At 64.5% G+C, this 22,608-nt stretch carries 19 protein-coding genes; 10 read left to right on the plus strand and 9 right to left on the minus strand.

Annotated elements, in window-relative coordinates:
* Positions 1-457: 457 nt before the first annotated feature.
* The 7 genes from gmk to DEH80_RS13420 all read left to right on the plus strand — a co-directional run bounded on the left by gmk (position 458) and on the right by DEH80_RS13420 (position 7,662).
* The gene (gmk, locus tag DEH80_RS13390) at positions 458-1,099 is read left to right on the plus strand and encodes a guanylate kinase (RefSeq protein ID WP_109721015.1); all 642 of its coding nucleotides are present in this window, start codon (positions 458-460) and stop codon (positions 1,097-1,099) included.
* A gap of 36 nt (positions 1,100-1,135) precedes the next feature.
* Positions 1,136-1,399 (plus strand): DNA-directed RNA polymerase subunit omega, encoded by a 264-nt coding sequence (gene rpoZ / locus DEH80_RS13395; RefSeq protein WP_109721016.1) that lies wholly within the window; start codon positions 1,136-1,138, stop codon positions 1,397-1,399.
* Between the two features lie 131 nt (positions 1,400-1,530).
* A complete protein-coding gene (locus DEH80_RS13400) occupies positions 1,531-3,687 on the plus strand; it encodes a RelA/SpoT family protein (protein ID WP_109721017.1) in 2,157 nt (718 codons plus the stop codon).
* A gap of 42 nt (positions 3,688-3,729) precedes the next feature.
* Positions 3,730-4,113 (plus strand): RidA family protein, encoded by a 384-nt coding sequence (locus DEH80_RS13405; RefSeq protein WP_109721018.1) that lies wholly within the window; start codon positions 3,730-3,732, stop codon positions 4,111-4,113.
* Between the two features lie 17 nt (positions 4,114-4,130).
* On the plus strand, positions 4,131-6,239 hold the full coding sequence (gene recG, locus DEH80_RS13410) for an ATP-dependent DNA helicase RecG (protein ID WP_109721019.1): 2,109 nt from the start codon (positions 4,131-4,133) through the stop codon (positions 6,237-6,239).
* A 133-nt stretch (positions 6,240-6,372) separates the two neighbouring features.
* Positions 6,373-7,248, plus strand: a complete 876-nt coding sequence (gene yghU, locus DEH80_RS13415; RefSeq protein ID WP_109721020.1) for a glutathione-dependent disulfide-bond oxidoreductase — start codon at positions 6,373-6,375, stop codon at positions 7,246-7,248.
* Between the two features lie 129 nt (positions 7,249-7,377).
* Positions 7,378-7,662 carry a hypothetical protein gene (locus DEH80_RS13420; protein WP_109721021.1) on the plus strand — a complete coding sequence of 95 codons (285 nt, stop codon included), beginning with the start codon at positions 7,378-7,380 and terminating at the stop codon, positions 7,660-7,662.
* 59 nt (positions 7,663-7,721) lie between these two features.
* On the opposite strand, the gene DEH80_RS13425 is transcribed toward DEH80_RS13420, so the two are convergent.
* The 9 genes from DEH80_RS13425 to DEH80_RS13465 form a co-directional block, all read right to left on the minus strand.
* Entirely contained in the window at positions 7,722-8,318 is a 597-nt protein-coding gene (locus DEH80_RS13425) for a uracil-DNA glycosylase family protein (protein ID WP_109721022.1), read from the minus strand.
* On the minus strand, positions 8,294-9,244 hold the full coding sequence (locus DEH80_RS13430) for a hydrogen peroxide-inducible genes activator (RefSeq protein WP_109721023.1): 951 nt from the start codon (positions 9,242-9,244) through the stop codon (positions 8,294-8,296). The genes DEH80_RS13425 and DEH80_RS13430 overlap by 25 nt, the downstream gene beginning before the upstream one ends.
* A 98-nt stretch (positions 9,245-9,342) precedes the next feature.
* On the minus strand, positions 9,343-12,516 hold the full coding sequence (locus DEH80_RS13435) for a S8 family peptidase (protein ID WP_165831470.1): 3,174 nt from the start codon (positions 12,514-12,516) through the stop codon (positions 9,343-9,345).
* A 221-nt stretch (positions 12,517-12,737) separates the two neighbouring features.
* Positions 12,738-13,655, minus strand: coding sequence for an oxygen-dependent coproporphyrinogen oxidase (gene hemF / locus DEH80_RS13440; protein ID WP_109721025.1), 918 nt, complete (start codon positions 13,653-13,655; stop codon positions 12,738-12,740).
* Positions 13,652-14,200, minus strand: coding sequence for an L-threonylcarbamoyladenylate synthase (locus DEH80_RS13445; RefSeq protein WP_109721026.1), 549 nt, complete (start codon positions 14,198-14,200; stop codon positions 13,652-13,654). The genes hemF and DEH80_RS13445 overlap by 4 nt, the downstream gene beginning before the upstream one ends.
* The gene (locus tag DEH80_RS13450; protein WP_109721081.1) at positions 14,197-16,560 is read right to left on the minus strand and encodes a DNA topoisomerase I; all 2,364 of its coding nucleotides are present in this window, start codon (positions 16,558-16,560) and stop codon (positions 14,197-14,199) included. Before DEH80_RS13450 ends, DEH80_RS13445 begins: the two co-directional genes overlap by 4 nt.
* 251 nt (positions 16,561-16,811) lie before the next feature.
* Positions 16,812-17,285, minus strand: coding sequence for a Smg family protein (locus tag DEH80_RS13455; RefSeq protein WP_109721027.1), 474 nt, complete (start codon positions 17,283-17,285; stop codon positions 16,812-16,814).
* Positions 17,286-17,456: 171 nt separating this feature from the next.
* On the minus strand, positions 17,457-18,569 hold the full coding sequence (dprA, locus tag DEH80_RS13460) for a DNA-processing protein DprA (RefSeq protein ID WP_438938293.1): 1,113 nt from the start codon (positions 18,567-18,569) through the stop codon (positions 17,457-17,459).
* An 8-nt stretch (positions 18,570-18,577) separates the two neighbouring features.
* The gene (locus DEH80_RS13465; protein WP_165831471.1) at positions 18,578-19,696 is read right to left on the minus strand and encodes a LysM peptidoglycan-binding domain-containing protein; all 1,119 of its coding nucleotides are present in this window, start codon (positions 19,694-19,696) and stop codon (positions 18,578-18,580) included.
* A 113-nt stretch (positions 19,697-19,809) separates the two neighbouring features.
* Here DEH80_RS13465 and def point away from each other — a divergent pair, with 113 nt between their 5' ends.
* From def to rsmB, 3 genes are read left to right on the plus strand one after another with little or no spacing between them, the layout of a single operon-like run.
* The gene (def, locus tag DEH80_RS13470; protein WP_109721030.1) at positions 19,810-20,316 is read left to right on the plus strand and encodes a peptide deformylase; all 507 of its coding nucleotides are present in this window, start codon (positions 19,810-19,812) and stop codon (positions 20,314-20,316) included.
* A gap of 23 nt (positions 20,317-20,339) precedes the next feature.
* A complete protein-coding gene (fmt, locus tag DEH80_RS13475) occupies positions 20,340-21,281 on the plus strand; it encodes a methionyl-tRNA formyltransferase (RefSeq protein ID WP_109721031.1) in 942 nt (313 codons plus the stop codon).
* Positions 21,271-22,536 carry a 16S rRNA (cytosine(967)-C(5))-methyltransferase RsmB gene (gene rsmB, locus DEH80_RS13480; RefSeq protein WP_109721032.1) on the plus strand — a complete coding sequence of 422 codons (1,266 nt, stop codon included), beginning with the start codon at positions 21,271-21,273 and terminating at the stop codon, positions 22,534-22,536. Before fmt ends, rsmB begins: the two co-directional genes overlap by 11 nt.
* Positions 22,537-22,608: the final 72 nt, after the last annotated feature.

Here is a 22,608-nt window from a genome sequence, read left to right on the forward strand (position 1 = left end):
CCCTTGACGCGATCCTGCCCGGCACGCACTCACGACCGGGTCGCGCTCGAGTATCTCGATCTCATTCCGACGGTAACTTGAATCTCTTCACAGTTTTGGCGTTGGGCGCCGGCGCAGCCTGTACAGCGCTTGATTTTTGCGCTTGAGGTGGAGATTACCCAGACGCAAGCAATCATAAGCTATTGAATATAAGAGGTATTCGTTTCAGCCCTCAGTGAATGGGAAATCTATCCCACATTGCTTGAGCGCCGCCCGCGACCGCGTATTTTCGTGAAAGTTCTGTGAAAAACGGGCAAATTGCGCAGAAATGATCTTTATGCGAACGAGAATGATTCTTTATTAGAATTTTGCCCGAATCGTCTGATGCGCAGTCCAGGCGTTACCATGTCGGCCCGCTCCGCCGCATCCCGGCGCAGCCAGTTGTCGCAGCTCGCCTAAAACACTGAACGAGATTGCCGTGAAAGGTTCACTCATCGTGGTGTCGGCGCCTTCGGGCGCTGGCAAGACCAGCCTGACCCACGCCGCCATCGATCGCCTGGCAGCGATTGGTCACGCCGTGACGTTTTCCGTGTCCTACACGACCCGGGAACCCCGTCCGGGCGAAGAGGATGGGCAGGACTATCACTTCGTCTCCATGGAGCGCTTCGAAGCCATGATCGGCGAGGAGGCATTCCTGGAGCATGCCCAGGTGTTTGACCGACGCTACGGCACCGGTCGCAAACGCACGCTGGAAGCCCTGGCCGACGGGCAGGATGTGGTCCTGGACATCGACTGGCAGGGCGCCCAGCAAGTGCGGGCGGCCTATCCCGACGCCGTGCTGATCTATGTGCTGCCACCCTCCGTACAAGTGCTGCGTGATCGTCTCGCGGGCCGTGGCCAGGACAGCGCGGCCGTGATCGCGCGCCGCATGGAGGCCGCCGCTGCGGAAATGTCGCATTGGCACGAGTACGACTATGTCATCGTGAACGATGATTTCGAGACCGCAGTGGACGATTTGATCGCATTGCTGAGAGCCGCACGGCTGCGTCAATGCCAGGCGGCGGACGGCCCGGTCGGCGTGCTGGCGAACACGCTGGCTAAAAAGCCGGCATTACCGTAGAATCCCGCCTCTTTTCCGCATGACTGCAGCAAAGCCATGGCACGCGTAACCGTCGAAGATTGTCTCGAACAGATTCCGAACCAGTTCCAGCTCACCCTGGTCGCCGCCAAGCGCGCCCGGATGCTGGCACGCGGCGCCGAGCCCAGCATTCCATGGGGCACCGACAAATCCACCGTCGTTGCGCTACGCGAAATCGGCGAAGGGCATGTGGGCGAATCCGTCCTGCATGAGGAAGACCTGCCGCTGATCCCGCGGGTGAAGATGGAACTGGCGAACCTGGATCCCGGCCCGGAGTCCTGATCGCCTCGCTTCACCGAGCCGCATAGAACAACGCCCGCCACAAGCGGGCGTTTTCGTATCTGCCGCCCGGTTCGGTGGCCGATGTCGGTCAACCGCCCCCACACAGGTCCAGGCTCTTATATAGTTTCGGAATGCTCGGTCGCCTCAACAATGCCATTCGCAATCAGCGGATATCCCGAGCATTCGGCATTGATGCCTTGTCGGAAGTGCTGGAAACCTACCTGCCCCAGGCGCAGGTCAACGAAGTCCGCAAGGCCTACCACTTCGGCGCCGAGCGCCACGAAGGCCAGTTCCGCAAGTCTGGTGAGGCCTACATTTACCACCCGCTGGCCGTGGCCCGCATTCTCGCCGAGATGCACCTGGACCACACGACGCTCATGGCGGCGATTCTGCACGATGTGGTCGAGGACACCGACGTCACGCTCGATGACGTCACCGAGCGATTCGGTCGCGATGTCGCCGCGTTAGTCGACGGCGTCTCCAAGTTGGATCGGGCGCAGTTCCAGACCAAGGCCGAGGTCCAGGCCGAGAGCTTCCGCAAACTGCTGCTGGCGATGACCCAGGACATCCGGGTCATTCTGGTCAAGCTGGCAGACCGCCTGCACAACATGCGCACGCTGGGCTCCATGCCACATGCCAAGCGGCGCAAGATCGCGCGTGAAACGCTGGATATCTATGCCCCGATCGCCCAGCGCCTGGGCATCCACACCATGCGCGTGGAACTGGAGGACCTGGGCTTTGCCAATCTCTACCCGAACCGCTACGGCGTCCTGGAACGCGCCGTGGCCGAAGTCTCCGGAAATCGCCGCAACCTGATCCGCGAAGTCGAGCAGACGCTGTCCAAGGCCTTGCGCGACGAAGGCATCGGTGCGGCCGTCGTCGGCCGGCAGAAGAACCTCTACAGCATCTACCTGAAGATGCGCCGCAAGCATCTGCGGTTTCTGGATGTCATGGACCTCTACGGGTTTCGCCTGGTCGTCAAACGGGTCGACGACTGCTATCGCGCCCTGGGCGTGGTCCACCACGTCTATAAACCGATCGGCGAGCTATTCAACGACTTCATCGCCACACCCAAGGTCAATGGCTACCAGTCGCTACACACCACGCTGGTGGGCCCCGGCGGCATCAAGATCGAGGTGCAGATTCGCACGCGCGATATGCATCACATCTCCGAATCCGGCATTGCCGCCCACTGGCAATACAAACTTGGCAGCGGCGGCGCGAAAGCTCCGCAGGTCCGGGCCCGTGAATGGCTGACCGGCCTGCTGGAAATGGACCACGCGCCCGGCAATTCGCTGGAATTTCTCGAGAACGTCAAGATCGACCTGTTCCCGGACGAGGTCTATGTGTTCACGCCCAAGGGGCAGATCCGGCGCCTGCCACGCGGCGCGACCCCGGTGGACTTCGCCTACTCGGTGCATACCGAGCTGGGCAACCACTGTGTGGCGACACGCGTCAATCACCACCTCGCGCCGCTGTCCATCCAGCTGCGCAATGGCGACACCGTCGAGATCATCGGCGCCCGCCATGCACGGCCCAACGCGGCCTGGCTGAACTTCGTCAAGACGGCCAAGGCGCGAACCTCGATTCGTACCTACCTCAAGAACCTACGCGACGACGAGGCCGTCCGGCTGGGCCGGCGCCTGCTCGAACGGTCGCTGGACGAACTGGGCCTGTCGGCCCGGGTGCTCAAGGGCGACTCGGCAGAACGGGTGATGCAGGCCTTTGAACTCGAGGATATGGAAGACCTCTACGCCAGCATCGGCCTGGGCCGGCGCCTGGCCCCGCTGGTCGCCCGACTTTTCCTGAAGCCCGACCAGCAGGGCGGCACGCCCATCGAGGTCGCCGCGCCACTGGCCATTCAGGGCACGGAGGGCCTAATCGTCGAGTACGGGGGCTGCTGCCACCCCATTCCCGGCGACCCCATCCGTGGCCATGTCTCCATGGGGCGCGGCATTGTGATCCATCGCGTGGACTGCAAGTCGGGCATCCAACAACGTAAGGCGGCCCAGCATGACTGGGTTTCCCTGTCCTGGGCCTCGGATGTCGAGGGCGACTTCAACGTGGAACTACGCGTGCAGGGCCCGAACCAGCGCGGCTTTCTCGCCACCGTTGCCACCGAGATCGCCGAGGCGGGCTCCAGCATCGAGAACGTCAACATGTCGGACCGGTCCAGCGGCATGGCCGACATGCGGATCAACATTATGGTTCGCGACCGGATTCATTTGGCGCAGGTGATGCGCGCGCTGCGCCGGCTGGACATCGTCGAGCGCGTGCAGCGCATCTGATTGACGCGCCCCATTCTTTCACCGCAGTCACGGCAGGACACCATGCGACGCATCATCTCAACCGACCAGGCCCCGGCGGCCATCGGCACGTACTCCCAGGCCGTCCAGGCCGGCGATACCCTCTACATCTCGGGCCAGATTCCGCTCGACCCGGCGACCATGCAGGTGGTCAGCGAGGACTTCGAGGCCCAGGCCCAGCAGGTCTTCCGCAATCTGGCTGCCGTGGCCGAAGCGGCAGGCACGTCGCTGCAATCTGCCGTCAAACTGAGCATTTTCCTGACCGATCTCAGTCAGTTCGCAACCGTGAACACCGTCATGGCGCAGTACTTTGCAGAGCCGTATCCCGCCCGGGCTGCCGTTGAGGTGTCGGCCCTGCCCAAGGGTGTTCAGGTAGAGGCCGATGCGGTGCTCTACCTGGGCGGCTAGACCGCTCCACGCCCGCGATGGCCAGCCGGATCAGCGCCGCACGCACCGCGGCCCTGACCCCCGAGGCGCCGCTGACGGCGTTTCCGGGGATCGGCGAGGCCATGGCCGCGCGGCTTGCCCAACTCGGGCTGGAGGTTGCAGCGGATCTGCTGTTCCACCTGCCCAACCGCTACGAAGACCGCACCCGCATCTGGACCATCGGCAGCCTGGCCCCAGGTATTCGGGCCCAGCTGGTCGCTCGGGTCGAACGGGCGGATCTGAAATTCGGCCGGCGTCGCTCCCTGCTGGTGTGGCTAACCGATGGCACCGGCCGGCTGGGCATGCGCCTGTTCCACTTCTCCAAGGCCCAGCAACGGCAGTTTGTCCCGGGCCAGTGGCTGCGTGTCTACGGCGACGCCCGCCCGGGTGCGACCACGCTGGAGATGGCGCATCCCGAATACACGCTGTTGGCGGGGCCTGAAGACGCCGCGGCGACGGAAGACACTTTAACGCCCCTTTATCCGCTGACCCAGGGCGTGACCCAAGGACGGATTCGCGGGCTGGTGCATCGCGCGCTGGACCAGGTGCTGGAACAGATTCCCGACCCCCTGGCCTCCATCGCGCTGGAAGCGGATGCCAATTGGCCCAAGCTTCATGAAGCCATCGCAACGCTGCATCGCCCGCCCGTCGGCAGTGATGTCAACGAGTTGGTCAGCGGCTATCACCCCGCTCAGCGGCGCCTGGCGCTGGAGGAGTTGCTGGCCCACCGGCTCAGCCTCAGCGACCTGAAACAGCGCGCCCGGCAACGGTTGCGAGCCAGGCCGCTCACGCTGAATGCCGAGACGCTGTCGCCGCTGCTCGAGCGGCTGGGCTTCGCACTCACCAGCGCCCAGGCGCGGGTAATCGGGGAGATCGCAAACGACCTGGCCCAGGATGGCCCGATGATGCGGCTGGTCCAGGGTGATGTGGGGGCCGGCAAGACGGTCATCGCGGCCGCCGCGCTACTCGCGGCCATCCAGGCCGGCCACCAGGCGGCCCTGATGGCACCCACCGAACTGCTGGCCGAACAGCATGCCCTCACGCTGGGGCATTGGCTGGCCCCTCTGGGCATCGAGGTGGTTTTGCTTTCAGGCGCGCGCAAGGCGGCTGAACGACGCGCCATCGAAGCGCGATTGGCCTCCGGCGATCCGCTGCTGGCCGTCGGTACACATGCGCTATTCCAGCGCAGCGTCGAGCTCCCGCAGCTGGCGCTGGTTGTTGTCGACGAGCAGCACCGCTTCGGCGTGCATCAGCGCCTGGCCCTGCTCGATAAAGGTGCCGAGCGTTATCCCCATCAACTGGTCATGACAGCCACGCCCATCCCGCGCACCCTGGCCATGCGGGCCTACGCAGACCTGGACACCTCGGTCCTGGACGAACTGCCACCGGGGCGTACGCCGGTGACCACAATTGCCGTGGATCAGCAGCGCCGCGACGAGGTCATCGAACGCGTCGGCGCCGCCTGTCAGCAGGGCCGCCAGGCCTATTGGGTCTGTACCCTGGTGGAAGCCTCCGATCAGCTGGACGCGGAAGCTGCAGAAGCCGCTGCCGAGCGCCTGCGCAGCGACTGTCCACAGCTTCGCGTCGGCCTGGTCCATGGCCGCATGAAACCGGCCGACAAGCAATCCGTCATGGCCGCATTCAAGGCCGGCGAATTGGACTTGCTCGTGGCGACCACCGTCATCGAAGTGGGTGTGGACGTGCCCAATGCCTCGCTGATGGTGATCGAGAATGCCGAGCGCCTGGGGCTGGCCCAGCTGCACCAGTTACGCGGCCGCGTGGGCCGGGGCGCCCAGGCCAGCCACTGCGTGCTGCTGTACCAGAGCCCGCTGTCACAGCAGGCCAAGGCGCGGCTGGCGGTTATGCGCGAGACCACCGATGGATTTCGGATCGCCGAGCGCGATCTGGAGTTGCGCGGCCCCGGCGAGGTCATGGGGACGCGGCAAACCGGTGAGGTCGGCCTGCGGGTGGCGGATATGGTGCGTGATGCCGACCTGCTCGATCTGGCCGAATCCATCGCCGCCCAACTCGAAGGCCGCCGAGATGCCGTGCGCGAGGTGCTGTCACAACGCTGGATTGCCGGTGCCGAGCAATACGCCCGCGCCTGACCGGGCGGCACTGACAACTGCACAGCATCGCACCGGTCTTATGGGCCGCGTAGGCTACGGATGAACGCTCGCTCCTGGCGAGGTTGATCCATCCGTGTATCAACGCACTCACTTCAGACAACAGGACGTTATCGTGTCGAATGCATCCGAATACACCCCTCCCAAGGTCTGGACCTGGGACAGCGAAAGCGGTGGCCGCTTCGCCAACATCAATCGCCCGGTCGCCGGCCCAACGCACGAAAAAACCCTTCCCGTGGGCAAGCATCCCTTTCAGGTGTACTCGCTGGCCACACCGAACGGGGTCAAGGCCACGGTCATGCTCGAAGAGCTGCTGGAGCTGGGCCATGAAGCCGCCGAATACGATGCCTGGCTGATCAACATCACCGAGGGCGAGCAGTTCTCCAGCGGTTACGTGGAGATCAACCCGAACTCCAAGATCCCGGTCATGGTGGATCACAGCACGCCCAGCCCCACCCGGGTCTTCGAGTCGGGGTCGATCCTGCTGTATCTCGCAGAGAAGTTCGGCGCATTCCTACCGACCGACCCCACCGCGCGCACCGAAGCCATGAACTGGTTGTTCTGGCAGATGGGCAGCGCGCCGTTCCTCGGTGGCGGCTTCGGGCATTTCTACGCCTATGCGCCGATCAAGATCGAGTACGCCATCAACCGCTACGCAATGGAAACCAAGCGCCAGCTCGACGTGCTCAACCGGCACCTGGCCGACCATGAATACCTGGCCGGTCGCGAGTACAGCATCGCCGACATCGCCACATGGCCCTGGTACGGAGCGCTGGTCAAAGGCCTGCTCTACGATGCCGGCGAGTTCCTGCAGGTACAGAGTTACGAGCACGTCATCCGCTGGGCCGATGCCATCGCTCAGCGCCCGGCGGCGCAGCGTGGACGCATGGTGAACCGTGTCTGGGGCGATCCTGCCGATCAGCTGCCCGAACGCCACGACGCCAGCGACTTCGAACTGCGCACGCTGGATAAGCTGCAGAGCGGACAATGAACCGGCCGGTCGCGGCCAATCCGGCCGATGGCTGCGACCCTTCGCCGAGCCCGTGTCTCTTGCTGGTACAACACACCCCAGCTGGCCCCAATCGCCGCGACCAGGCGTCACCGGGCCCGGAGACGACACATGCGCACAGGCAAGATGATGCGGCACGCAGCCATTGCGGCGACGCTAGCCCTGGCTTCCAACGCGGCCCACGCGGGCAGCCTGAACCCCTTCACAAACCAGTCCGACGCCGCCAGACACTGGCTGGTCCTCAACTTTGATGACCAGCCCATCGGTCAGCAGATTGCCGCACAGGGCAACCGGGCGCTGCAGTTGATTCGGGCCCGGATCCAGGTCGCTGCCCCGGCCCTGCCTGCGCCGGTTCCGGGACCATTGGCCAGCCGGGCCGAGGCGACCGAAGGCTAAGTTGGAGCCAGGCGGCGACGTCGCAGCCCGGCCCCCACTGGACCGGCCCGCCGCCGCACTCAGGGCTTGCAGGCTGCGAGCGCGCCATGCACGGCGCGGCGCAGGGCCGGCAGCACATCGGCTTCGAACCAGGGCCGGTCCCGAACCCACCTGCGGTTGCGCGGACTCGGGTGTGGCAGGGGAAACCGGCCCTGCGGCAAATACTCGGCATAGCGCGCGACGTTGTCGCTGAGCGTTTTACCCGGCGCCTCGAGGTAAAGCACCTGCGCGTAGCGGCCAATGGCCACAATGAGCTGGACGTGGGGCATCGCGGCGAAAAAGCGACGATGCCAGGTTTGGGCACATTCCGGACGCGGCGGCGCATCTCCGCGCGCCGTGCGCCCCGGATAACAAAATCCGCTGGGCAGGATGGCCAACCCCGGATGGTGATAAAAGGTCTCGGACGGCAGATCCAGCCAGGCACGCAGCGTTCGGCCAGAGGCATCGTCCCAGGGAATCCCCGAAGCATGCACCCGGCTGCCCGGCGCCTGACCCACCAGGACCACCGTGGCCGCGGCGCGTGCCGTAAAGACCGGTCGCGGCCCCAATGGCAGCTGCGCCTCGCACAGGCGGCAGGCCTGTGCCTCGGCAATCAGGCGGCGGAGCTGATCTCCCACGGGGCCGGTTCATCGAGCCAGGTCACCCCGGCCATACCGCTGTCGAGGATGGCCTGGCGCAGCGCGACAATAGCCTGACGACGCGGAAAATTCTTGCGCCAGGCAATGGCAATCCGCCGCTCCGGCGCGGGCGCTGCAAACGGCCGGGTGATCAGCATGGTGGTCTCATCCGGACGGTTGACGATGGAACTCTGCGGCAACACCGTGATGCCCAAGCCACTGGCCACCATGTGCCGGATCGTCTCCAGGCTGGAGCCGGTTAACGGTCGCGGCTGGCCCTGTACCTGATCGACACAGTCCGGGCAGGCCTCCACCACCTGATCCCGGAAGCAGTGCCCCGGGCCCAGCAGCAACAAATGCTCGCCGGCGAGTTCGTCGGCGACGATCGATTCGGACTCGGCCCAGGGGTGGTCAGCGGGCAAGACCACGGAAAACCGCTCGTCGTACACCGGCCAGGTCTGCAGGCCGGCCTGGTCTATCGGCAAAGCGATGAGGATGGCATCCAGCTCATTGGCCTTGAGCTGCTCGATCAGGTTAACCGTGAAGTTCTCTTCAATAATCAGCGGCATGCCGGGCGCCGCGCGGCGCAGGGCCGGCACCAGATAGGGCAGCAGATACGGGCCGACCGTGTAGATCGCCCCCAGCCGTAGCGGCCCGGCCAGTTCGTCCTGCCCTGCCCGCGCCAACTGATCGATCTGCGCCGCCTCCGACAGGACGACCCGCGCCTGCGCGATGATCCGCTCGCCAATCGGCGTGGGCCGCGCCTCACCGCGATGGCGCTCGAACAGCGTGACCCCCAGCTCGTCTTCCAACTTGCGTAGCGCCACGGATAAGGTCGGCTGGCTTACGAAGGATCGGTCGGCCGCCCGACCGAAGTGACGTTCGCCGTCCAGCGCCACCAGATACTTGAGTTCAGTCAGCGTCATGGCACAAGTCTGGCCCGCTGATGGCGCCTTGGCAACGCGTTAGTGACGCACGCAGGCGGTGCACGTTGATGCGAGCACCGCCTGCGTGGCCATGACGGTCAGAGTTGGCGACGCAGTCGCAGCACGCCAAGCCCCAAGCCAAACATCAGCCAAGCCCACCCCAGGGCACCGCCGCTGCCCGTTGGACTCACAATGTCGTCTTCGCCCGGGTCTGACCCTTCTTCTGGATCGGTGGGCGGATCGAGCGGATCAGGCGACTGGCACTGGTCGTTGCCCACCAGGGTGTAGTCGAGATTGGTGCCTGCCGAATCCACAGTCAGGCCGACGCCGTTCACGGTGTTGGTTGTCTGCCGTACGCTGACGGCAAGACCCGAGAGGGTTGTGCCCGCCGCCATGCCCAAGGTCGCCTTGTCCATAACCAGCGTGATGGTGCCATCGGGATCAAAGCCGCTGGCTTCATCAATCGCACCCAGCGTCGTAAAGGTCCCCACACCAGCCGCCGGCGTGTCGATCGCCGTAGCGGTACCGTACTCGAACGCCGGTGTCAGCGTATCGGTGGTCATGGCCACCCAGTAACGCGTGTCGTCCTCCGGCAGATTGAAGTAGACGTACCAGCGGTGTGCCGGCAGTGGCGTGCCTTCCAGATTGTCGACTTTGATCGTGAAAACGATCTTGCCGGGCATGTCGGTCGGCTCCGCGATCCAGGCCTGCCGGAAGTCTTCCTGCCCGGTGCCCGACTCGGCCAAACCGGTGGTACCGGCCGGCGCGGTGATCCGGGTCAGTCCGGGCAGCTCACAGCTCTTCTCATCCGACGGCGGGAGCACGCCGGGGTCGAGCTGCGTGGTGAAGGCACGGCCGAACATGGTCTCTGTCGCCATCGTGCTGCCCAACGGACTGGGTGCGATGTCGAGCACGCCCGAATCACCGTCCACGAACACACGAATGTTGTGGATCGGTTCACCGACAGCCGGAATACCCATCTGCACGTAAGGGACGAATGCGTTGATGACATTGCCGTCGAGCGTTGCGGCGCTCGCAACGGCGGTATTGCCATCACCCGCCTCCGGTATGCCCACGCCTTCGGCACCCAGCGTCACCGTGGTGGTGAACGGCTGACCGTCCACATTACGCTCGATGCGGTAGGCAATCGTCGTCTCACCCGCGAGATCCGTGGCGTCCGCCAGCTCCAAGCTGTGCAGGATTCCAGTCACACCATCGCGAGTCTGGTCCTGCATGCTGAGTTTCACGACATCGGTGGCATCTCCGCTTTCGAGGTCACCATCGAGAATTACAAAGGCCTCGCCTGCAGGCGGCAGGCCGGTGGACGACACACCTAGAGCATCGAGAATGTTGGGGACATCGATCAGGCCCGCGCCGTATCCGAAGTTGGTGGTGCCACCAGGATTCTGCGGATCGTCATCGTAGTCCGTGCCCACCTTGACGGCCGTGTCTTGGATGATGTCTTCGATCTCGGCAGGCGTCAGATCGGGTCGGGCCTGGGTCATCAATCCGATGACCCCGGTGACATGCGGCGCTGCCATGGACGTGCCTGAGATGGTTCCATACCAGGGGAACCAGGCATCCTCGATCACGCCACCGGCACCCCCGGTGCAAATGGCCTGACTCGGCTGCGATTGCAGACAGGTCGAGGTGATCAGCGAACCCGGTGCGGCGATATCCGGATAGTTGGCCGGATCGCCCTTCAGGCCACGACTAGACGAACCCGCCAGGGGCGCATTGCGATCACCGGTTCCGCGGTCATCGTAGTTCGCTACGCAGATCACGCCCGGCGTCGGGTCTTTACAGGCGCTGGAGGTCGAGTCGACGCTGCCGTCGCCACCATCGTTACCGGCGGCAAACACCATCACGACACCGGCCTCGACGATATCCTTGACCAGACAGGCCGCGAGCGAACCCGGGTCGTAGGGCGTGCCGCCTGCATTGCCATAGGAGTTGTTCACCGCGCGTAGCGGCGGGTCGAACGTATCGAGATTATCCAGCAGGTGCACATAGGCCGAGGCGGTGGACAACACCAGTAAGCCCGCGCCGTTGCCCCAATGAATCAACTGCGTGCCCGGAGCGGCACCGGCGTAGGTGCCCTGGATAAACGGAGCGACTTCTGGAACCGGATAGCCGCCATCGGACTGCTGTCCACGGCCACCCACGGTGCCTGTGACATGCGTGCCGTGACCACCCACCTGGCTTTCCGAATCGGCTGCACCGATGTCCAGATACCGTGGCGTTCCGGTCGGGATACCGGTGACCTCATCCGCCGGATTGATGAGCTTGAAGTTGTGTAGCAGGTTTTCTGAGAAGTCCGGGTGCAGACCGAACAGACCGCTATCGATGACACCCAGGGTTGTCCCGCTACCATCGATGATATTGCCATCAGCGTCGAAGTACGGACCGCCGGAGACAAACTCATGAGCGACGCGTGCACGTGTGGCCCACGGCTGGGTCGCCCCAAAGTATTGCAGGGGCGCGTTGTATTCCAAACGCCGAACCGCCGGTACCGCGCTAAGCGACTGCAGTGCAGCCACCGGCCCGGTCACGTAGACCGCCGGCACATAGCGGCGGAAATCCTTCACAACCGACAGGCCTAGCGTGGACAGCAGGGTGTCCTGCCACTTGGGCGAGCCTTGATTGAAATGCACGATGACCCCGTAGAGGGCGGTCGAGCCCAATGCGGTGAAATCCATGAGCACTTCGGGGTCGACCTGGGCCTGACCACCGTTATCTTCCCCTGAGACGACACAGGGATCGCCTCCGATCGGCCCGGCGCCACCCGCATCGGTACCCAGCGTCATGGTCAGCGTGGCGGTGGCACCTGTGACCGCAAATGGAACGATCACGATGCGTGCAGTGCTGGGAATCCGATCGATGTCGACCGCCACAGATTCTTCAGGGTTGCTGGTCGCGCTCTGACCGATCACGGTGCCCGCATCATCGTAGACAAACAGGTCGAGGTCGTCGCCATTGTCCCAGGTCAATTCGACGTTGATCGCCGCATCGGGATTGGCGTCCCGAAACGACTGCGGCAGGTCCAGCGTGAGCGTGTATTCGTCACAACTGTCCGGAACGTCGCAGACGGGTGTGCCCGTCACCGTCAGAGTTGGATTGGATACGACATACGGCCCGCCCGTGGCGGTCTGCTGCGTGGTGGTCATGTCGATCGTGCCGGCAGCCGGGTCGGTCGCCATGGCATGGCCGGTGACCATGAACAGCGGGACACAGCTACACAAGCGCAACGCCGCTCTCAGGAAGGAAGGCATCCTGTTTTCTCCATAGGTTTTGAGTGTCATTCCGTGTCGCGACCCGTTCCGTGACCGGGCGTGCGAGACGAGGGGCTTCCCTCGGTGGCCACCCGTCAACGGGTGAAATGTCTCAGCAGAGCCGCTTCCTGCGACCGGACGTTTGGAATGTCTGTGGTGTTCTTAACCCACCCCTCCACGGGGTGCAAATCGGATGACGGGTTGTACAGATGAGTGGTGGGTCAGAGCCAGTCGCGCGGCAGCAAGAACCGTTCCGTCAACGCCGCCTCGGGAGAACCGGGTTCCGGCTCATAGCGGTAGCGCCAACCCGTTGCCGGGGGCATGGACATCAGGATGGATTCCGTCCGACCGCCTGACTGCAACCCGAATAAGGTGCCGCGATCATGCACCAGGTTGAATTCGACATATCGGCCGCGGCGATACAGCTGGAAATCGCGCTCCCGTTCGCCGTAGGGCATGTCGCAGCGCCGCTGCAGTATCGGCATCAGCGCATCGACGTAGCCACGCCCCACGGCCTGCTGAAATGCGAAGCTACGCTCGAAACCCCAGTCATTGAGGTCGTCAAAGAACAACCCACCAATACCGCGGGGCTCCTGGCGATGTGGCAGGTAGAAATACGCGTCGCAGGCCGCCTTGTAGGTCGGATACACCTGGTCGCCAAATGGCGCGCAAAGGGCCTGGGCGGTCGCGTGCCAGTGCCGGCAATCGTCTTCGAAGCCGTAGATTGGCGTCAGATCAAAACCGCCACCAAACCACCAGATGGGCTCGGCATCCGGCGCCTCGGCCACCAGGAAGCGCACATTCATATGCGAGGTGGGCGCATAGGGGTTACGGGGATGGACGACCACCGAGACACCCATCGCCCGAAAGCCCCGCCCGGCCAGCTCAGGATTTCGGGCGCTGGCTGCCGGCGGCAAGCGTCGGCCCTGGATGACCGACAGGGCAACCCCGGCACGCTCCAACGCCTGGCCACCTTCCAGGACCCGGGTGTTGCCGCCGCCCCCTTCGTCACGCTGCCAATGGTCCTCACCAAAACGCGCTTCCGGTTCCAACGATTCCAGCGCCGTGCAGATATCGGCCTGCAAACCGCGCAGGAATGCCTCGACGGCGGCGGCATCCGGCTGATCAAGTTCGCTCATGCCCGACCTCCTCGCGTCCATTCGCCCGTGCCCAGCACCCGAATGGGCGTGGGTCCACGCAGGCCGCCACAGGCGCCGGCCAACAGATAGTCCGCCTCGGCGCGTAGGCGCGGATGCAACTGGGTGATACGCCGGGGCGCCGGTCGCCCTCCCGGATTGGCACTGGTCGACACCACCGCCCCGCCAAACGCATCGCATAGCGAAGCAGCGACGGGATGCGTGGTGAGCCGAACGGCGATGGTCCGACGCCCGCCGGTCAGCCAGGGCAAGCAATGCGCCGTGGCCGGCACGACCCAGGTGGTGGGTGTTTCGGTCTCCGGGATGGCATCGGGGTCAGAGACAAACGGCGCCAGCTGTGCGCGCTGTCGGGCGATCAGGATCAACCCCTTGGACAACGGCCGTGACTTGAGTGTGAGTATCGCCTCGACGGCGCCGGGATTCAGCGGGTCGCAACCCAAACCCCACACGCCTTCCGTGGGGTATAGCACCAGCCCGCCGGCACGCAGCGTCCGGGCGGCCTGGCGAAGCTGGAACCCGGTGGTCACGCCTTCTTCTTGGCCTTGCTCGTGGACTTGGTCGTCGACTTGCTGGCCGCCTTGGTCGTTGTCTTGCGGCCGCCGCGCTTTTTACGTTCAGGGGCAGCGGCAATCAGCTCCTGACACTGTTCCAGCGTCAGTGACTTAGGATCGGTGTCCTTGGGAATCTTCGCGTTCTTCTTGCCATCGGTGATGTACGGCCCGTAGCGGCCGTTGAGCACCTTGATGCCCTCGTCTTCCCAGACGTGAATCTCGCGCTCGGCGTCGAGCTTCTTCTTGGCCGCCACCAGCTCCAGGCACCGTTCACGTGACACGGTGTAAGGGTCGTCGTCCTTGCCCAGCGAGGCGAATTTCTTGCCGTAGCGCACGTAGGGCCCGAAGCGACCGACGGCAACCTGCATCTCCTCGCCTTCTGGTGTCTCGCCCATGTCGCGGGGCAGCTGAAACAGCGCCAGCGCCTCGTCCAGCGTGATCTTGTCCAGGCGCTGCCCGGGCCGCAGGCTGGCGAACTTGGGCTTGTCTTCATCGTCCTTGGAGCCGATCTGCGCAAACGGGCCGTAACGGCCGATGCGTACGATGACCGGCTTGCCCGACTTGGGATCGGTGCCCAGTTCACGGGCCTGTGCCACCTCGGCACGGGAGATGTCCTGCTTGGATTCCACCGTCTCCGAGAAAGGCTCCCAGAAGCCTTCCAGCAACGGCTTCCAGTCCTTTTCCCCACGGGAGACCGCATCGAGCTCATCTTCGAGCCGCGCCGTGAAGTCGTAGTCCACGTACTGGGTGAAGTGCTCGGTGAGAAAACGGGTGACGATGCGACCGATATCGGTGGGGTAGAAGCGCTTGCTCTCCAGCTCGACATATTCACGCGACAGCAGCGTCGAAATGATGCTGGCGTAGGTCGAGGGCCGGCCGATGTCGTACTCCTCCAGGGTCTTGACCAGGCTGGCTTCCGTATAGCGGGGCGGCGGCTCGGTGAAATGCTGGTCGGTCTTGACCTCCAGCAGCTCCAGCACATCACCCTGCTCGACGGGCGGCAAGGTCTTGTCGTCGTCGTCGGCCTTGCTGTCGTCGCGACCTTCCTGGTAGACGGCGATGAAGCCGGGTTCGACCAACGTCGATCCCGTAGCCCGGAAGCTGTGACCGTCGCCGGCGGTCAGCGTCAGCGACACGGTGTCATACAACGCCGGCTGCATCTGGCTGGCCATCGCACGCTTCCAGATCAGCTCGTAGAGCTTGGCCTGATCGCTATTCAGGTACTTGCGCATCTCGGACGGATGCCGCGTGGCAGACGTCGGGCGCACGGCCTCGTGGGCCTCCTGCGCATTCTTCGACTTGGTCTTGAACTGCCGGGGTTTGTCGGGCAATGCCTTGTTGCCATACCGATCGGCGATGACCTCACGCATTTCAGCCAACGCGTCGTTGGCCAGCGATACCGAGTCGGTTCGCATGTAGGTAATCAGGCCGATGGACGAGCCATCGATTTCGATGCCCTCATACAGCTGCTGGGCCGTCCGCATGGTGCGGGTGGTCGTGAATCCCAGCTTGCGCGACGCCTCCTGCTGCAAGGTCGAGGTGGTAAACGGCGGTGCCGGGTTGCGGCGGCGTTGTTTCTTCTCGACTGTCTCGGCCGTGAGCTGGCCGCCGGCGGCCGCGGTGAGCGCGTCGCGCGCGGCGTGGGCATCGACTTCATTGGTAAACGTGAACTGCTCGACCTTGTCGCCGGCGTAGGTCCACAGCTTGGACCCGAAGGCCTGGCCATCCTTCTGGACCTGGGCCTCCATGGACCAGTATTCGCGCGGCACGAACTGGTCGATCTCGTCCTCGCGCTCGACGATCAACCGCAGTGCAGGACTTTGCACACGGCCGGCCGACAGGCCGCGCTGGACCTTCCGCCACAGTAGCGGCGACAGGTTGAAGCCGACCAGATAATCCAGCGCCCGTCGTGCCTGCTGGGCGTCGACCAGATCGTCAGAAACGGTGCGCGGGTGGCTTAGCGCATCCTGAATCGCGCGCTCGGTGATCTCGTGGAACACAACGCGCTGGACGGTCTTGTCGTCCAGCAGCCCCTTCTCCTTGAGGATCTCCAGCAGATGCCAGGCAATGGCCTCGCCTTCGCGATCGGGGTCAGTGGCCAGCAACAAGGCATCGGCCTTCTTCAGCGCGTCGACGATGGTCTTGACGTGCTTTTCGTTGCGGTCGATGACCTGATAGCGCATCGCAAAGTCGGCGCTAGGATCAACGGCACCCTCCTTGGGTACCAGATCACGCACATGGCCGTAGGAAGCCAACACCCGGAAGTCCTTACCGAGGTACTTCTCGATGGTCTTAGCCTTGGCAGGCGATTCGACGATGACCAGATTCTGCGCCATGGGGGGCGGAAACTCGTTGCTGAATAGGGATTCGGGGGGCGCGAGCATGGCCGCGCCTCGAAAGAGTTGCAAGTTGCAGCCGCTGTCGGCATCCCGTGTTCAACGGATGCGGCCGGGCGGCAAAGCCCGGCATGCCGGTCAGAGACGGTGTTGGGTTATCGGACGGTCGTCGCGATGACTTGAGCGTCCCCGATGGCCGGATGTCCACCGAAGAGCGCCGCCGTCCGATCCACCCCAGCCAAGCGCAGGGGCTAGTGCACGGCCTCGGCATAGCTCTGGAACACGAGGTCTTCCATGCGCGCGTAGGCTTCCTCGTGCTCGGGCTGATTGAACAGCGCCAGCAACACCACCCAGCGAACATGGTCTTCCTCGACCGCATCATCATCCAGCGCCATGAGGCGCTCGATCACCAGTTCGCGACCATCGGGGGTCAGGATGCCGAGATTCTCCAGATGCATCAGCAGACCGCGGCAGCCGGTGGACAGCCGTGCCATCTCCTCGGCTGCGTACACACGGTAGGCGGTGGTCGGCATGACCGTGTCACCCGAGCGCTTGCGCGCCTCCAGCCCTTCCAGCCATTCGAAGGCGTGCGTGACCGCCTCGGCAGGAAACCCGGCCGCTTCCAATTCTTCACGGAGTGGGCAGCCCTCGTAGCGGGCTTCGATCTCTTCTTCGAGATAGTTCTCAAACAGGTACAGCAGGACGTCGAGCACGTTTTCCTTCATGTCGCTTGCCCCTGGTTTGGGCCTGTCGGTGCAGGCAAGTTCCCGATCTTCAGATGTCTTGCAAGACCTGGACCGACTCGGTCAACGGCCGGCAGAGCGCCGCCGGTGCGTCAGTCGATCCGTTGGCAACACCCACCCTTGCCGTGGTCTCACAGCGCGGTGCTTCACGATTCAATGTGCTGATGACAATCGCATGAACAGTCCGCCGGAGCTGGGTGCGATCACACCGTCCAACTCCAGGACCAGCAGCATGGAAGAAACCGCTTCGACGGTCAATCCGGTGCGATCCACCAGCTGATCCAGACTGGCGGGCGCATCACCCAGCGCGGCGAGTAGCTGTTGATAATCGGCATCATAGCCATCGGGGGAGGGGCTGGGCTCAGGCGCTGGAGTCGCCGCACCGGGGGTCCAGTTCAGCTGCCCGGACAAGGGTGCCAACACATCTTCTGCGGTTTCCACCAGGGTGGCCCCTTCGCGTATCAGGCGATGACAGCCACGCGCCAGCACGTTGTGGATGGACCCGGGAATCGCGAACACCTCCCGGTTCTGCTCCATAGCGTCGCGCGCCGTGATCAGCGATCCGGACTCGGTGGCCGCCTCGACGACCAGCACCCCCAGCGACAGGCCACTGATGATGCGATTGCGTCGCGGGAAATGCTCCGCCTTGGGTGGCGTGCCCGGTGGCCACTCGGACAGCAACACGCCCTCTTCAGCAATGGCATGCGCCAGGTCCCGGTGCGCGGCGGGATACACCCGGTCCAGCCCCGTGCCGCAAACCGCCACCGTGAGCCCGCCGGCCGCCAACGCGCCACGGTGCGCCTGCCCATCAACGCCCAAGGCCAATCCGCTGGTCACGGTCAGACCGCGTGCGGCCAGGGATCGACCGAATCCGAACGCATGCTCCGCCCCCTGCGGCGTGGGGCTGCGACTGCCCACGATGGCAATCTGCGGCAGTGACAGCACCTCGGGATCCCCGAGTGCGAACAGCACGGGGGGCGGGTTGGGAATCTCGCGCAGACGCGGCGGGTAGCGCGGGTCCTCGCGGGTGATCAAATGGCGGTTGGCCGCGGCATCCAGCCACTCGATATCGGCGGTGATGGCATCGTGTGGCTGGTCCAGCGCCGTGGCAACCGACCGCGGCAGCCCCACCTGCTCACGATCGGCCACCGAAGCCTCTAGCGCGCGCTGCGGCGTGCCGAAAGCCTCCAGCAGGCGGGACATGCGAACTGGCCCCAACCCCGGGGTGCGCAAGAGCTGCAGCCAGGCGCGCCTCGGGTCCGTCAAGGCTGCGCCTAGCTGTTCGGTTGCGGGTTCTTGACCTTGTCCAACACGTGCACCGGCCGGAAGGCTTCCATGACCAACCCGTAGGAGAAGCGATCGTAGGTCTTGAAGACCAGCAGATTGCCCGCCAGCGTGTCGGGCAGTTGCACCTTGCCGTAGCCACTGCGATAGGGGTCCGACACCTTGCGTCCTGACTGATAAATGCTCAGAACGTGACCCGGGGTCAGTCCGTGCATCTGCCCACGGTTCAACGCGACGATGGCGTACTGGCCGATCTGGGACACGCCCTCATAGACATTGATGATGCGCCCTTCGATTTCGTTGCCCGGCGCATGCGGGAAGAAATTGGCGCTGAAGACCTCAGCCTCGGAGGGCAGCAGGTAGTCGCCAATCAGAATCTCTCGCACGCTGTCCAACACGCGGGTCACCGCGGGCGTGCCGTACTGCACGACCTCGACCTCGCCGATGGGCAAGGCTTCGACCCCGAGGACCCGATTGTCGTCAGGGTCCCGGTAGGTCTCGCCACGACGCACGATCTGGTACGTGGTGATGTCTTCCTCGGGCAGGCGCATGACGTAGATCGACATGCCCTCGGCCCCGATCAAATGCTCCCCGACGAATTCCAGCACGTAGGGCGCTTCATCCAGCGCATCGGCTTCGATGAGACGCGGCCCACGCAAGAAATTGCGAATGGCGTCGATGGGAATCGTCGGAATCGCTGCATCCAGCGGCAGATTGCGCACGCGCGGCGACAGGCGTTCGACACCCAGCCCGCCGCGCCGGATCTGCGGGCGACCATTGACCCAGACCAGCAGCAACTCGTCACCCGGATAGATCAGGTGCGGATTGGAAACCTGCGGATTGACGTACCAGACCTCGGGCCACAGCCAGGGGTCGCGCAGAAAATAGGTCGCAATGTCCCAGAGCGTGTCGCCTTTCTTGACGACATACTTCAGCGGCGCATCGTCTGCGACTTCCACCAACGGCGGCGGCGGTGTCTGCGAACGCACCACAGGCGGTGGCGACGCGGGCTCGGCAACCGGACTCGGTGTCGGCGCAGGATCGCTGGCACAGCCAATGAGCAAGGCGCCCCCGGCAAGCGAACACAGCAACGGTCTATACTTCGTCATTCGCGTCCCCACTCCCAACATCGCGGCTGACAGGACGAGCGACATGGGGGAAACCACGAATGGGACAAACGTGTTTTCCTTGAGCCGCATCAAGTTGTTGCGAGCAATTTAGCATGGCAATCCTGAAAATTCTTCACCATCCAGATCCGCGTCTCCGCAATATCGGCAAGCCGGTCGAACAGTTCGACGACGACTTGCAGACATTGATCGACGACATGTTCGAGACCATGTACGACGCCCCGGGCGTTGGACTGGCAGCCACCCAGGTCGGTATCGCGCTGCGACTCGCCGTCATGGACTGCTCGGCCGAGAAAGATTCTCCGATTGTGATGATCAATCCCGAGATCATTGCCACCGAGGCCCCCGAGCTGATCGAGGAGGGCTGCCTGTCGGTGCCTGGGCATTACGACAAGGTCCAGCGGCACGGCAAGACCACCGTCAAGGCGCTGGACCGAGAAGGCAAGCCCTTCGAGCTCACCGGCGAGGGGCTGCTGTCGCAGTGTATCCAGCACGAGATCGACCATCTCGACGGCAAGCTGTACATCGATTATCTCTCCCAGCTCAAGCGCAATCGCATCCGCCGCAAGCTGGAAAAACAGCAACGACTCGGCAGCGACTGAGTCCTCATCAACCCAGGTCCGCCATGAAAGTCGTCTACGCGGGAACACCCGATTTCGCGGTGCCGCCCCTGCATGCACTGGTTCAGGCCGGCCACGACGTTTGCCGCGTCTACACCCAGCCGGACCGACCCGCAGGCCGTGGCCGCAAGACCGCGCCCAGCCCGGTCAAAAAGGCGGCGGAGTCGCTCGGCTTACCGCTGCGTCAGCCCGCCTCGCTACGCGACGATGAAACCCAGTCCTCGCTGCGCAGCCTCGATGCCGATGTGATGGTCGTCGTGGCCTACGGGCTGATTCTGCCGCCTGCCGTGCTGGATATCCCGCGGATGGGTTGCATCAACATCCATGCCTCGCTGCTGCCGCGCTGGCGCGGCGCCGCCCCCATCCAGCGCGCCATTCTGGCCGGTGACTCGCAAACCGGCGTCAGCCTGATGCGCATGGATACCGGCCTGGACACCGGCCCCGTCTTGACCACCGCCACGTTATCGCTGCACGGCGACGAGACCGCCCAGACGGTGCACGATGCGCTGGCGAAACTGGGCGCGGAAGCGCTGCCGGACTGCCTGACCGGCCTGGCGGATGGTTCCCTGCGTGCCGAGCCACAACCTGCGGAGGGCAGCACCTACGCACCCAAGCTGGACAAGCAGGAGGCCCGGATCGACTGGACGCAGGAAGCGGCGACCATCCACCGGGCCATCCGCGCCTTCAACCCCTGGCCGGTTGCGCATTCTCCACTGGACGGCGAGGTCACCCGCATCTGGAGCGCCCGACTCGGGCCGGCCAAGCTGCATCATGGAGCGCCCGGCGAGATCATCGCAGCCACCGATGAAGGGCTGATCGTGGCCTGTGGAAATGGCGCCCTGACCATCACCGAGCTGCAATTTCCCGGCAAACGACGCATGGCTGCCGGCGAGGCGGCCCGCGGTCGCGCGCTGGCCGGCAAACGGTTCTCCTCTCTTGAAGCCTGACGCTCGGGCCGAGGCGGCCCGCGTCGTCGCCGCCGTCTTCGCGGGCCGCGCGCTGGACGATGCCCTGTCCAGCATGGCGACCTTGCAGGATCCGCGGGATCGAGGCTTTGTCCGAGTGCTGGCCAGTGCCGTGCTGCGCGACTGGCGCGCATTGGATGCCCTGATCACCCGCATGACGCAGCGCCCCCCCGCCCCGCCGGTACGCGCCCTGCTCGCCGTCGGGCTGGCGCAGCTTCGCAGCCTGGATACGCCCGAACACGCCGCCGTATCGGCCACGGTCAATGCCACACGGGCCCTCGGTCAGCCAAAATCCAGGGGCTTGGTCAACGCCATCCTGCGGCGCTATCTGCGTGAACGTAAGGCGCTGGACGCCACCCTGCCCCGGGTCTGGCTCCCGCCCTGGCTGGCCGACCGGATCCGCCAGGATTGGGGGACCCAAGCCGACGCGGTGATGGCGCAGTCTCGAGTCCCTGGCCCGATGACGCTGCGCATACACCGTGGCCGCATGACGCTGGACGCAGCCATCAAAGCCCTCGAAAGCGCCGGCCATACGGTCCGCCCGATCCAGGGCATGCCCGATGCGTTGGTGCTGGCGCAGCCGGTCGATCTTGCCGGGCTGCCCGGCTTCGAGGACGGCTGGCTGTCGGTGCAGGATGCATCGGCCCAGCGCGCTGCCGACCTGATCGCACCCCGCGATGGTGAACGCATCCTCGATGCCTGTGCGGCCCCCGGCGGCAAGACCGCGCATCTGCTGGAGCGGGCAGCCGCCCAGGTCACGGCCATTGATTGCGTGGCCGAACGCCTGGAGCGCGTGGGGGACACGCTCGTCCGGTTGGGCCTGCAGGCGACGACCCTGGCGGAAGATGCCACGACCCCCAAGGACTGGTGGGACGGCCAAGCCTTTGACGCCATCCTCATCGATGCCCCCTGTTCCGGCACCGGCGTCATCCGGCGCCATCCCGATATTCCCTGGCTGCGACGACCGGCCGACATCGACCGACTGGTGGCGCTGCAGCGCAAGCTGCTGGACCGGCTGTGGCCGCTGCTGCGACCGGGCGGACGACTGGTCTACGCCACCTGCTCGGTGCTGTCGGCGGAAAATGCCCTGCAGGTCGAATCCTGGCTGGCGGACACGCCGGATGCCCGTCCTCGCCAACTGCCGAACTGGGGCGAAACCGTTGGTCCGGGCCAGCGCATCCAACCCGGCGGTGATTTCGATGGTTTCTATTACAGCGTCATCGAGAAATCGGATTGACTTGTCAGTCAGTCAGGCCAGTCGTAAGGTGCGCAGCCAATGAGACTCGTAGCTCGCGCATGCAGCATGTGA

This window comes from Abyssibacter profundi (assembly GCF_003151135.1).
Taxonomy (GTDB): Bacteria; Pseudomonadota; Gammaproteobacteria; order Nevskiales; family OUC007; genus Abyssibacter; species Abyssibacter profundi.

Coding starts and splice junctions, on each gene's coding strand:
- rpoZ (WP_109721016.1), top strand. CDS start 1,136: ATGGCACGCGTAACCGTCGAAGATTGTCTCGAACAGATTCCGAACCAG.
- DEH80_RS13400 (WP_109721017.1), top strand. CDS start 1,531: ATGCTCGGTCGCCTCAACAATGCCATTCGCAATCAGCGGATATCCCGA.
- DEH80_RS13405 (WP_109721018.1), top strand. CDS start 3,730: ATGCGACGCATCATCTCAACCGACCAGGCCCCGGCGGCCATCGGCACG.
- recG (WP_109721019.1), top strand. CDS start 4,131: ATGGCCAGCCGGATCAGCGCCGCACGCACCGCGGCCCTGACCCCCGAG.
- DEH80_RS13420 (WP_109721021.1), top strand. CDS start 7,378: ATGCGCACAGGCAAGATGATGCGGCACGCAGCCATTGCGGCGACGCTA.
- DEH80_RS13430 (WP_109721023.1), bottom strand. CDS start 9,244: ATGACGCTGACTGAACTCAAGTATCTGGTGGCGCTGGACGGCGAACGT.
- DEH80_RS13435 (WP_165831470.1), bottom strand. CDS start 12,516: ATGCCTTCCTTCCTGAGAGCGGCGTTGCGCTTGTGTAGCTGTGTCCCG.
- hemF (WP_109721025.1), bottom strand. CDS start 13,655: ATGAGCGAACTTGATCAGCCGGATGCCGCCGCCGTCGAGGCATTCCTG.
- DEH80_RS13450 (WP_109721081.1), bottom strand. CDS start 16,560: ATGGCGCAGAATCTGGTCATCGTCGAATCGCCTGCCAAGGCTAAGACC.
- DEH80_RS13455 (WP_109721027.1), bottom strand. CDS start 17,285: ATGAAGGAAAACGTGCTCGACGTCCTGCTGTACCTGTTTGAGAACTAT.
- DEH80_RS13465 (WP_165831471.1), bottom strand. CDS start 19,696: ATGACGAAGTATAGACCGTTGCTGTGTTCGCTTGCCGGGGGCGCCTTG.
- def (WP_109721030.1), top strand. CDS start 19,810: ATGGCAATCCTGAAAATTCTTCACCATCCAGATCCGCGTCTCCGCAAT.
- fmt (WP_109721031.1), top strand. CDS start 20,340: ATGAAAGTCGTCTACGCGGGAACACCCGATTTCGCGGTGCCGCCCCTG.